A 10496-nucleotide genomic window follows, 5' to 3' on the forward strand; every position below is an offset into this window, starting at 1 on the left:
GGCCGGCGCGGGTCACCGGTGACCCGCGCCGGCCACCGCGATCGGCCCACGGGCGTGTCGCGGAATCGGAACGGCCGGGCCGTAGCCCTTGCCCCGGTCCGCCGCCTTGGGGAGGCTGGTCGGCGAGGGGGACTCATGAGGCGAAAGCCGGTACCACCACTGCGCGGCGGGGCCCTGGCGGTGGCCGGGCTGACGGCGCTGTTCCTACTGGTGTGCGCCGGTTCGGGGGTGACCGCGCGCGGCGGTGACCGTCCGGGGGCCGCCGCCGGGCAGGAGCGGTCGGGGCTCGCGCCGGTGCCCGAGGTCGAACACCTGCTGAGCGAGCTCGCCGCGCTCAGCGGGCATCCGGCCGCCGGACCGATGCCGGTGGTCTTCCACGGCGACCCCGGTACCTGGCTCGTCTGGACCACCCGGGCGGGGGAGACCTGCCTCGGGACCTACACGAGGTCCTACGACGGGGGCCGCGGCGAGGTCGCGTGTCCGCCGTCGGACGCGGGCACCGACGAGTCCGACGGCTCCGCCACGCTGAGAGCGGTGACCCGGAGCGCCGAACTGCCCGGTTACCGCGACTGGGTGCTGCTGTACTTCACCGACGTCGAGGAGCTGACCGGTGTGTCGTGCGGTGACACCCCGCTCACCCTGACCAGGGTGGCCGAGCTCCCGGTCGCCGGCAGGACGCGCACCTTCTACACGGTCGCGGCACCCTGGCTGCCGTACGGGACGCTGGTCTTCGACGTGCGACGCGAGGGTGCCCCCGCCATCGAGCGCATCAGGACCGGCGCCGGCATCGACTGGAGCGGCAGGGAGTACGCCCGGGTCTGCGAGTGAGCCGCCCGCCGGACGGCCCCCGCGCGAAGCGGCGGCCCGTCGCGCGCGCTGCGGGTCCCGGCGGATGGCCCAACTCCCGCTGTGGTACAGACCATTGACGGTGTGCGGGGGTGGCGTCTACGGTTCCGGTACCGACCTGGCGCAGGCATGCCAATCGACTCGGCGGTCAGCGCACCCCCACGCGCTTCCTGCGTCGGGCGCACTCTCCATCCACCCCCACGGAGGAGCATCATGCGTAGACGCCACATCATCGGTGCCGTGCTGGCCGCGGCCGCGGCCGTCCCGCTCGTGACAGCCGCACCGGCCCAGTCGCACGGCTTCATCAACCTCCCGCCGAGCCGCTCGGCGCTCTGCGGCGCGGGTGTCGTCACCAACTGCGGCGACATCCAGTGGGAGCCCCAGAGCGTCGAGGGCCCCAAGGGCTTCCCGAGCAGGGGGCCCGCCGACGGAACCATCTGCGCGGGCGCCGACGCGCGCTGGGCGCCGCTGGACAACCCGCGCAGCGGCAAGTGGCCGACCACCAAGGTGACCGGTGGTCAGCAGCTCACCTTCACCTGGGAGATCGAGGCCAGGCACTCGACGACGAACTTCCGGTACTTCCTCACCAAGCCCGGATACGACGCGACCCAGAAGATCACCCGGGCCGCCCTCGACCTCACCCCGTTCCTGACCGTCCCCTACAACGGGCGCCAGCCCGCCGCCACCACCACCCACACCGCGACCCTCCCCACCGGCCGCACCGGGCACCACGTGGTCGTCGCGGTCTGGGACGTCGCCGACACCGCGAACGCCTTCTACTCCTGCACGGACGTCCAGTTCTGACCCGTACGGCCCTGCCGTCCGTCCCGCAGGGCGGGCGGCTCCCGGGGAGGCCCGGCCGGCCGGTCGCTCAGTTCTCCGGGCGGGCCGGCCACACCGAGCGCGGGCCGAGCACTCCGGCGCCGAGGGCGATGACGCGGGCGCGCAGGCCGCGGTCCGCGGTGACGACCCGGCAGTCCCTCCGGGGCCGGGCGGGAGGGGCTTCCCCGGTCGGGGCGTCTTCGACCAGGACTTCCCCGGTCGGGGCCTCCTCGGCCATGGTCTCCTCGACCAGCTCGACGATCCGGTCGTCGCCGGACCCGGGGGCGGCGACGACCCGGACACCCGGGACCGACGCCACCCCGCGGGCCGCGCCCTCCACGACCAGGACCACCTCCACCGGGCCGGCGTCCGACCGGACGTGCGGCCCGTCCCGGTCCGCCGGTCCGTGCTGCGCGACGGCGACCAGCGCGTCGCGCAGCCGCTCGGCCGCACCGCGGCGGTCCCGCCACCAGCCGTCGGGTACCGAACCCACCACATTGGCGGCGTCCACCACCAGCAGCGGCACCCGCCCGTCCGTCCCACCCGCATCGCACTCGCTCATGGCGCGCAAGCCTGCCACGCCGGATCCCGCTCCGCGCCCCGCCGCCCCCCCGGGGGGGCTGAGCCCGCTGATCGGGTCGTACAGCTCGATGCCTTCCCCCCGACCGGTGCGGGGAGCGGAGCCGCCCGGGGCGGGCGGGGTGCGCCCACCCCGGGCAGCCGGGGGCGGTCAGCAGGTGTAGGAGATCGCCGAGTCGTAACTGGTGCCGCGCGCCGGGTTGTTGAAGTAGACGGCGTACAGGCCGAACCTGACGCCGTTGCCCCCGACGTAGGTGTACTGCAGGTACTGGTCGTAGGAGCCGTACTGGGCCTGGTTCCAGTAGTGCGCCGGGCAGCCCTTCCCGCCCAGGCCGACCGGGCCCGGGGGGAGCGCGGCGGCCGTGGCCGACCCGGTGAAACCGAGGAGCAGTGCTCCACCGACCGCTGCCGTGGCAGCGGCCTTCACGATCTTGCGCATGGTTCCTTGCCCTTTCGACTGACGAAGGATCACAGGACGTGCAAGGTACGCTTGGTGGGCCCCCCGAGCGTCGCCGATCCTGCTGCCTCGGACCCTCCCCCGTCAATGGTCTGGACCAAAGTGGCCAGGGTGGCGGCTCGACGGGCCGGCCGTCGATGGGGCCCGCAGGGAAACCCGGTGGACCCGGGTGCTGGGCGCGGGGATGCTACGGGCATGGAGTACTTCTTCTACCACCGAGACCGGCCCGGCTCCGCAGGGCTGCGCGAGGAGTTGCTGGAGGACCACTGGTCCTACATGGACGGCTACGCGGCCGAGATGATCGCCCGCGGTCCGACCCTTTCCGGCGACGGAGACACGCCCACCGGCAGTGTGCACATCGTCGACCTGCCGGGCCCTGCCGCCGCCCGCGCGTTCGCCTTCGAGGAGCCCTGCTACCAGGCCGGCGTCTACCGGGACGTGCTGGTGCGGCGGTGGCGCAATCTGCTGGGGCGCACGATGTGGGACTTCCCCGGTGGCCGGACCGGCGGCAACCGGTACCTCGTGCTCGGCCTCGGCTCCGGGCAGGCCGCCGACCTCGCGGTGCCGCCCGACCGGGAGGAGCTGATCGCGTACGGGCCGCTGCTGGCCGACGACGGCGTCACCTGGCTGGGCACGGCGGTACTGCTCCGGGCGCCGGACCGGGAGACGGCACGCGCCGTCCTGGCCCCGGACGGGTACGCCGACATCGAGGTGCACACCTGGCAGTTCGGCGGGCGACCGTCGTGATCTGAGGACATCCCGCCCACACTGCTCCGAGGACCGGCCGAGCTCCTGGAAGCTTCGGGGCTGCCGTTCAGTCGCTCAATGAAGCGGCAGGCCGGAAGGCCTGTGGCGTGGTTGGCAGCGACTGAAGCGACTGAAGGTCGACATGAGTGGCGGAGTCCGTGGTGCGGGTCTGAACCGGTGGGCGCCGTCGAGCCGTCGAGGGAGTGCGGGGTCCGGCTGTCCCGCGCATCGGGAGCCTCGGGAGGGCGGCTGTGCTGCGAATGAACGGGCCGTGGCGGATCACGGTCATCGGCAAGGACGCCGTCTTCGATCAGCGGGCGGTGGTCCGGGCCTCGTACGGGACCACCGTGCTGGCGGGTCGGGTGGGGGAGTTCCTGGACGTCCGGGAGGACGAGTGGGAGCTGGAGCTGGAGCACAGCTGGAACGGGCGCTGGTGTCCGAACATCCGGGTGCGGCTCGGCCCGGTCGAGAGCCTCGGTTCGGGGGAGCGCACGCAGGTGATCCGCAGCAAGGACGCGGACTGGACGGGCGGCCACCCGGAGCACCCGAACTTCGTGCTGCGCCTGTACTCACTGGCGGCCTTCGACTTCGCGGCGACCCCCGCTGCCGAGACGGCGACCGCGGGGGCGACGACGACGGCGGGGATGGGGGTGGGGGTGACGGCGGCGGTCCGTGCAGGAGTTCCGATGACGGCGTCGACGCCTGCCGGGCAGGACATCCCGGTGGCGACGCAGACCATCCGCACCAGCTCAGGCCCCGAGACCGGCGGAGCAACCGAGACCGGAGCAACCGAGACCGGAGCGACCGAGATCGCCGGAGCGGCCGAGGCCGCCGGAGCAGCCGGGACGGCGGCGGGCCGCGCGACCGCGCCGAGGCCTGCGGGCGGAGGAAGGCCCCACCCGCACCTGTGACTGTCGGTACTAACGGCGTGGGCCGTACGTCCAGTAGTGGTCGGGGTAGTCACCGCACGGGTACTGCATCAGGGGCGCCTGGGGAACGGTGCTGCGGTAGGAGACGGCGAGGCACTGGCGACTGTTGTCGTTGACGAAGCGGATGCCGTTCGGCCACTTCTCGATCCTCCAGGTCTGCCCCGGGCTGTTCCCGCACGCCGACTGGACCACCCCGGCGGCGGCCTCGGTGCTGGAGTCGCGCACGGAGAGGCACAGCGCGCTGTTGTAGCTGACGATTCGGTAGTGCGTCTCGCCCTCGGCGTCCGTGGAGGACTGCTGGGCCTCCCAGAAGTGGTCGGGGAAGTCCCCGCAGGGGAACTGCTGGACGCTCTGGCCGTTCTCCCGGGAGCCGCCGGGCGTGGCCACGCACTGCTGGCTGTTGCCGTTCCTGATCTCCACCGGCCCCGCGGGCGGCACCATCGGGGTGCCGCCGAGACGGCCGGGTGTCGAAGGCTCCGGCTGCGGTGCCGGCGGTGAGACGGGGGGAGCCGACGGCGGCGCGGTGCCGGTGGTCCCGGTCGGCGGCGAGGGGGCGGCGGGCGCCGGCGGAGCGCCGGCGTCCGGGGTCCGGGCGGCCGTGCCGGGTGGCACGGGGGTGGTCTGTGGCGTGGGGGCGGCCGGTGCGGGGGCGGTCTGCGGCGTGTCCGTCGGCAGGGCCCGGGCGGGCGTGCCGTTCGCCGGGGGAGCGACCGGGGGAGCGACCGGTGACGAGTCCGGCGACGTGCCCGGCGACGTGCCCGATGGCGTGCTCTGCGGCGGGCTCGACGTCGGCCCGGAGGGGCTCCCCTCCGGCGCGGAGGCGGGGCCGCCGCTCGCGCCGGTCCCCGGCCCGAGCCGGGCGCCGGCCGCCTGGGGGGCCGCGTCGACGGGCGTCGGCCCGGGTGCGCCCAGCCGGATTCCCACCACCACCCCGGCCAGCACCAGGGCCCCGGCCAGTACCGCCGCCACCGCACCCGTGACCGGGGCGGTCCACGCCGTGGAGCGCCGCGCACCGGCGGGCCGGCCGCGCTGCAGGCCGACCGACACCGGGCCGAGCGCCAACGGGCCGGTCGGGCGGATGTCCGGGGCCCGGACCAGCTCGCCGCGGACAATCCCGGGGCCGGACGCGGCCGGACCGGCCAGCTCCGGGTACCGGCCGCCCAGGGCCCGCCGTACCACCACGAGGTCGCCCTCCAGACGCCGCAGCACCGGCAGGTGGGCTCCCGTCCCGTCGGGCACCGCGACCTCGGCCCCCGGCTGCCCGCCGCCCGCACCGGCCCCGGCCCGGGACCGCTCCCTGTCGATCAGGAGCCCGACGGCGTCGAGTTCCTGCCCTGCCGTCCGCCGCACCTCACGGGCGCTGTCGCGGATGCGCCGCACCTCGCCCAGACACCACGTCGCCTCCCGCAGCCGGATCCGCCGCAGCGTCGCCGCGCCCCCACCCGAGCCCGAGCCGGCCCCGTCGCCCGCGCCCGTTTCCCCGCAACCGTCGGTGTCCAGCTCGCTCCGCAGCTCGGCGACGATCGCCACCAGGACGCGGATCAGCTCCTCGGCCTCCGCCACCGCTGCCTCGGCCTGCTGCTGCGCCTGCCGCGCCCGCTCCAACGCCTCCTGGGTGGCGGACCGTTCGGACCGGGGCGGTTGGAGGCCGCAGGCCGCCCGGGTGGCCTGTTCGTGCAGCCGGCCGGCGCGGGCCAGCAGCACCGCCCGGGTCCGCGGGTCCGTCACCTGGTCGTGGACCAGCCGCTGGAGCAGGTGCCACGGGATGTTCTTCTCCGCGGAGCGGTACTCGCTCCAACTGGTCCGGCCGGCGGGATAGCGCTGAGCGAGTCTGCGGACGGTCACACCGGAGGTCACCTCCCGTACGAACCGGGCCAGGGCGTCCGCCTGCTCGGTCTCCCCCTTCAGGCGCCCCTGCGGACGTCCGGCACTCCCCACCCCTTGCCCCCTCCGGTATCCGGGGCCGAACCGGATGCCCGGCCGCCCCAGCCGCCTACTTGTTGATGGTCAGTCAAACATGTGACAGGGGAGCCCAAAGGGCTCTTCGGACAACTCGTCGCGGTGACGGACCCGACCTCGGCGCGCTCTGCTCACGGGTGCGCCCGAGAGACCCGCCGGGCGCCCGGTGTTGTCCGCGGCCAAGCCCGGTTGTCCGCCGCCCACCTGCGCATTGGGCGCTTCCGGTAGTCGGACAATCGCGCCCTGCCGCACGGTGGAGCTCGCACCGACTCCTCGGACGGCCCGGAGATCCCGTGGCCGGCGTCCGGTCCGACGTCACGGGCACGACCGCCACCGGCTGCAGCGGCGGAACCGGCGCCACTTCGGACGGACCGGATGCGCGAGGGGCCGGAGCCCGTCCGTACCCATCTGTACCCACCCGTATCAACAGAGAAGGACACACCATGAAGCGACGAATCCTGGCGACCACCCTCGTGTCGGCCGCGGCGGTGGTGGGGCTGGCGATGCCCGCCTCGGCCGCGACGACGGGGGAGACGCGCCTGAACGACTGCATCAGCAGGAACGTGTCGAACAACGAGGGCCACGGCTGGGGCCAGGCGTGTGACGGCTTCAACGTGAACGGCTGGATGACGGACGACAGGGCCGACGGCCGCTGCCCCTACGTCATCTTCTACACCACGGCCGGTTCGGAGAACGGCCCCCTCGTCGGTCCCAAGGACACCACGCGCACCTTCGCCTTCAGGACGGTCAACCGGGTGACGGGCATCGGGATCGGCTGGGCCGGCTGCTGACGGAGCACCGCCAGCGTGCCTGCTGACTGCATGTGAACAGATGGGGTGCCCGCGCCGGTTCGGCGCGGGCACCCGCTCTTCTGACGCGTCGCCGCACGACAGTGATGCGATCTCGATCGTGTGGGATCCCCCGCGGCTTGAGCGCGGGCAGGTGGCGATGCCGGCCTGACAGGATCGGCTCGTGACGAAAACCTCGGTGACCGTGCGCGAGCTCGTTGTCGGTGACTGCCACGCGGTCCACGCCTTCGCCGGCCTGCCGGAGGCTTGTCGCTACCAGGCGTGGGGGCCGAACACCGAGGAACAGACGCGGGACTTCGTCCGAGGCGCGGTGGATGCCCGGCTGCGGTCCCCGCGGGCGAGGTTCGTGTACGCGGCCTGCCTCGACGGTGAACTCGTCGGTATCGGCGAGTTGAAGGTCCGTAGTTCGACCCACCGTCAGGGCGAGATCTCCTATCTCGTCCATCCCCGGGTATGGGGTCGGGGCGTGGGCACGGCCGTCGGCCGGGAACTTCTCGGCAGGGGGTTCGGGCTGATGGGACTGCACCGGATCTATGCGACCTGTGATCCTCGCAACGTCGCATCGGCCCGGGTGCTGGGCAAGCTCGGCATGACCCACGAGGGCCGGCACCGGCACACCGCGCGGATCCGGGACGGCTGGCGCGACTCCGACGTGTTCAGCATCCTCGACCGGGAATGGACGCACCGGCCCGGGCCCGAATGACCGGGCTACCGGTGGCCGGCCGCCGGTTGCGGACCCGGCGGCCGGCCCTGGGGAGGGGGCGCGCAGGGCCCCGGTCCGTGGTGGGTGCGGCTCAGTGAAGTGGTCAGAACGGGCCGGTGCAGCTGGTGACCCGCTGGGCGGCATCCAGGGCCGGGCCGCCGGTGGCGCAGATCATGGTGAGGTCGTCGGTGACGACGCGCGGCGTCACGGCCTTGGTGAACCCGGTCTGGAGGGCGGTCGTGGAGGCGACCGTCACCCAGGGGCTGCCCCAGGCGCGCTGGGTCCTGACCTCGACCTGAACCAGCGTCAGCTGCGCCGGGTGGGCGGGCGAGACCTGGGCGACGCCGACGACGCCTCCTCCGCCGTCCTTCTGCTGCCACACACAGGGGTGGTTGACCACGGTGGTACAGCTCGCTCCACCGGCCTCGCTCGTTGTCGTCGTCGCCGAGGCCGGTCCGGCCGTGGCCGCTGCGATCCCTGCCACCGCGACTATCAGGGCTGCGATACGAGTGCGCATGATGTGAACCTCCTTGGAAAGAAAGGGAATCTCACTCCGTGGGATGAGTCTTGCACACATTGTGAGCATGCCATATGTGGGCTGCATCACACTCAAGGTGACGGTTCAACTACATTCCGCAACTTATTTGAATGCTGTTCAAGGAGGTGTTCAGGAGGTTACCGAGGGGTTCGTCCACCCCTGATCGCCGCCCCCAACCCGTCCCGGGGAAACGCCTGTTGACGCGGCGTCCGGGTCGCGCCACCGGTGCCTTCACTCGTACGAGTGGCGGACCGGCGTGAAGTCGTTCGGGCCGATAGCATCGTCGCGACTCACGGAGGTGGCTGCGTGGACACGGTCATCGTTCAACTGCCCGAATCCTGCCCGGAATCCGCCTCCGGCGGCCGGCCGGCACTGCTGCGGATGGGCCCCGGAGAGGCCGCGCTGTTCGGTCGCGGCGAGCCCGGCCGGCCCGTCGCCATCCCGCTCGCCGACCAGGGCGTCTCGCGCCGGGCCGGCGAGGTCACCGCGGCCGAGGACTACTGGCGGCTCTCCAACTTCAGCACCAGCGCGACGTATGTCGTGGAGAACCTGGAGGGCGCGGGCGAGCACGTCAAGGTGGCGCCCGGCAGACTCGGCGCGCCGGTGCCGTTCGAGTTCTCCCGGGTGCTGCTGCCGGCCCTCGGCGAACCGGCCGCCTTCAAGGTCTTCGCGCCCCAGCACGCCTACCTGGACGGCGAGTTCGGCGGAGGCGGTGGCGAGCGCACGGTCAGCCCGTTCGCGCTCGATCCCACCTCCAAGTACTTCCTCGTGCTGCTGGCCCTGTGCGAACCGAGGCTGCGCTCGCCCTCCGCCGCCGCGGTGCCCGGCGCCACCGAGGTGGTGGCCCGGCTGCGCGCCCTGCCGTCCTGTCGCGGGCTCACCCGCTCGGCCGTCAACTACCACATCGACTACCTGGTGGTCACCAAGCTCCGGTTGCGCGAGGGCCCGGACGACGATCCGGCAGCCGTCGCCAGGACCGGTGGCAAGCGGGAGGAACTCGTGGCGCTGGCACTGAGGTTCGACCTGGTGCGGGAGGAGCACCTGGCGCTGCTCCCGCCCCGGCGCAGCTGCTGACCCGCGGTGCACCCCGACAGCCCCCGGCCTGACGGCCCGAGCCCCGAGAGCCCGAGCCCCGAGAGCCCGAGCCACGACGCCGCCGAACCGGCGTTCGACGTCCCGGACGGTTACCCCGTGGCGGGCTACCGCATCGGCGAGCTCATCGGCAGCGGCGCCTGGGGCAGTGTCCACGCCGCCAGCGGACCGGGCCAACCCCCGGACGCCGCCGTCAAGTTCCTCAGCCCCGCCCGGCTCAGCCCCGGCCAGCGCCGCACCATGGCCGAAATCGCGCGCAGCGAGACCCGCTTCAGCCGCCGGGCCGACCACCCCCACCTCATCCGCACCCTCGCCGTCGTCACCCTCGACGACCCCGCCCACCCCCGGCTCGACGGCGCCGTCGCCCTGGTGATGGAACGCGCCGCCCGCAGCCTGCAGGACGTCCTGGACTCCGCCCGGCCCGGCACGCCCTCTCCAGGGGCGGAACGCGTCCTCGCCGAAGTCTGCGCGGGCCTGACGTACATGCACACCGGAGGGTGGGTCCACGGCGACCTCAAGCCCGCCAACATCCTGCTGATGCCAGACGGCACCGCCAAGCTGGCCGACTTCGGCCTCACCGCCGAACTGGAGGGCACCCACGCCTACGCCCCGCCGCTCGGCTCGCCCGACCACGTCCCGCCCGAGTGGTGGTCCCAGCGCACCGGCGCCCGCGGCATGGCCCTGCGCCCCAGCGCCGACATCTGGGCCTTCGGCGTCCTCGCCCACCAGGTGCTCACCGGCGGACTGCACCCCTTCCTCGGCGCCACCGCGCGGGCCCGCTCGCTCGCCGCCCAGGCCTATGCGCGGGGCGCCGCGCCGCTGCGGCTGGACGACGCCCTGCCCGCGCCGTGGCGGCCGGTGGTGACGGCCTGTCTCGCCGCCGACCGCGAGGCGCGGGGCCGGGTCGACCTCGCCGCCCTGGTGGCCGGGTCGGCCCAGGTGGCCGGGCCCGCCCCGGCGGCGGGACGGGGTCGGCTGCGGCGGTCCGGCCCGCGTCCGGCGCGCCGGGGCGGCC

At 73.8% G+C, this 10496-nt stretch carries 12 protein-coding genes; 8 read left to right on the forward strand and 4 right to left on the reverse strand.

The window, feature by feature from the left end:
* Nucleotides 1-135: 135 nt before the first annotated feature.
* Both ACFVVX_RS37545 and ACFVVX_RS37550 read left to right on the forward strand, forming a co-directional pair.
* Nucleotides 136-828, forward strand: coding sequence for a hypothetical protein (locus ACFVVX_RS37545; RefSeq protein WP_387952641.1), 693 nt, complete (start codon nucleotides 136-138; stop codon nucleotides 826-828).
* A gap of 231 nt (nucleotides 829-1059) precedes the next feature.
* Complete coding sequence (locus tag ACFVVX_RS37550; RefSeq protein WP_387952642.1) at nucleotides 1060-1650, forward strand: lytic polysaccharide monooxygenase; 591 nt, start codon at nucleotides 1060-1062, stop codon at nucleotides 1648-1650.
* 67 nt (nucleotides 1651-1717) lie between these two features.
* Here the strand turns inward: ACFVVX_RS37550 and ACFVVX_RS37555 are convergent, their stop codons facing one another.
* Nucleotides 1718-2230, reverse strand: coding sequence for an NTP pyrophosphohydrolase (locus tag ACFVVX_RS37555; RefSeq protein ID WP_387952643.1), 513 nt, complete (start codon nucleotides 2228-2230; stop codon nucleotides 1718-1720).
* A 168-nt stretch (nucleotides 2231-2398) separates the two neighbouring features.
* Complete coding sequence (locus ACFVVX_RS37560) at nucleotides 2399-2686, reverse strand: hypothetical protein (RefSeq protein WP_387952645.1); 288 nt, start codon at nucleotides 2684-2686, stop codon at nucleotides 2399-2401.
* 213 nt (nucleotides 2687-2899) lie between these two features.
* Here ACFVVX_RS37560 and ACFVVX_RS37565 point away from each other — a divergent pair, with 213 nt between their 5' ends.
* The gene (locus ACFVVX_RS37565; RefSeq protein ID WP_387952647.1) at nucleotides 2900-3451 is read left to right on the forward strand and encodes a YciI family protein; all 552 of its coding nucleotides are present in this window, start codon (nucleotides 2900-2902) and stop codon (nucleotides 3449-3451) included.
* 251 nt (nucleotides 3452-3702) lie between these two features.
* Complete coding sequence (locus ACFVVX_RS37570; RefSeq protein WP_387952648.1) at nucleotides 3703-4362, forward strand: hypothetical protein; 660 nt, start codon at nucleotides 3703-3705, stop codon at nucleotides 4360-4362.
* 9 nt (nucleotides 4363-4371) lie between these two features.
* Here ACFVVX_RS37570 and ACFVVX_RS37575 read toward each other — a convergent pair whose 3' ends face one another.
* Complete coding sequence (locus tag ACFVVX_RS37575; RefSeq protein ID WP_387952650.1) at nucleotides 4372-6318, reverse strand: RICIN domain-containing protein; 1947 nt, start codon at nucleotides 6316-6318, stop codon at nucleotides 4372-4374.
* A 464-nt stretch (nucleotides 6319-6782) separates the two neighbouring features.
* On the opposite strand from ACFVVX_RS37575, the gene ACFVVX_RS37580 reads away from it, so the two are divergent.
* Both ACFVVX_RS37580 and ACFVVX_RS37585 read left to right on the forward strand, forming a co-directional pair.
* Nucleotides 6783-7130, forward strand: coding sequence for a hypothetical protein (locus ACFVVX_RS37580; protein ID WP_387952651.1), 348 nt, complete (start codon nucleotides 6783-6785; stop codon nucleotides 7128-7130).
* Nucleotides 7131-7311: 181 nt separating this feature from the next.
* Complete coding sequence (locus ACFVVX_RS37585) at nucleotides 7312-7851, forward strand: GNAT family N-acetyltransferase (RefSeq protein ID WP_387952652.1); 540 nt, start codon at nucleotides 7312-7314, stop codon at nucleotides 7849-7851.
* A gap of 103 nt (nucleotides 7852-7954) precedes the next feature.
* Here ACFVVX_RS37585 and ACFVVX_RS37590 read toward each other — a convergent pair whose 3' ends face one another.
* A complete protein-coding gene (locus tag ACFVVX_RS37590; RefSeq protein WP_387952653.1) occupies nucleotides 7955-8368 on the reverse strand; it encodes a hypothetical protein in 414 nt (137 codons plus the stop codon).
* Between the two features lie 327 nt (nucleotides 8369-8695).
* Between ACFVVX_RS37590 and ACFVVX_RS37595 the strand changes: the two genes are divergently transcribed.
* Both ACFVVX_RS37595 and ACFVVX_RS37600 read left to right on the forward strand, forming a co-directional pair.
* Nucleotides 8696-9463, forward strand: coding sequence for a serine/threonine protein kinase (locus tag ACFVVX_RS37595; RefSeq protein ID WP_387952655.1), 768 nt, complete (start codon nucleotides 8696-8698; stop codon nucleotides 9461-9463).
* Nucleotides 9464-9469: 6 nt separating this feature from the next.
* The coding region (locus ACFVVX_RS37600; protein WP_387952656.1) for a serine/threonine-protein kinase at nucleotides 9470-10496 on the forward strand (1027 nt) is incomplete at its 3' end.

The sequence above is a fragment of the Kitasatospora sp. NPDC058170 genome (assembly GCF_042883905.1).
Lineage (GTDB): Bacteria > Actinomycetota > Actinomycetes > Streptomycetales > Streptomycetaceae > Kitasatospora.

What these genes read in the sequence shown, in the direction of transcription:
- ACFVVX_RS37550 (WP_387952642.1), top strand. Translation starts at nt 1,060, where the DNA reads ATGCGTAGACGCCACATCATCGGTGCCGTGCTGGCCGCGGCCGCGGCC.
- ACFVVX_RS37590 (WP_387952653.1), bottom strand. Translation starts at nt 8,368, where the DNA reads ATGCGCACTCGTATCGCAGCCCTGATAGTCGCGGTGGCAGGGATCGCA.
- ACFVVX_RS37555 (WP_387952643.1), bottom strand. Translation starts at nt 2,230, where the DNA reads ATGAGCGAGTGCGATGCGGGTGGGACGGACGGGCGGGTGCCGCTGCTG.
- ACFVVX_RS37565 (WP_387952647.1), top strand. Translation starts at nt 2,900, where the DNA reads ATGGAGTACTTCTTCTACCACCGAGACCGGCCCGGCTCCGCAGGGCTG.
- ACFVVX_RS37545 (WP_387952641.1), top strand. Translation starts at nt 136, where the DNA reads ATGAGGCGAAAGCCGGTACCACCACTGCGCGGCGGGGCCCTGGCGGTG.
- ACFVVX_RS37560 (WP_387952645.1), bottom strand. Translation starts at nt 2,686, where the DNA reads ATGCGCAAGATCGTGAAGGCCGCTGCCACGGCAGCGGTCGGTGGAGCA.
- ACFVVX_RS37580 (WP_387952651.1), top strand. Translation starts at nt 6,783, where the DNA reads ATGAAGCGACGAATCCTGGCGACCACCCTCGTGTCGGCCGCGGCGGTG.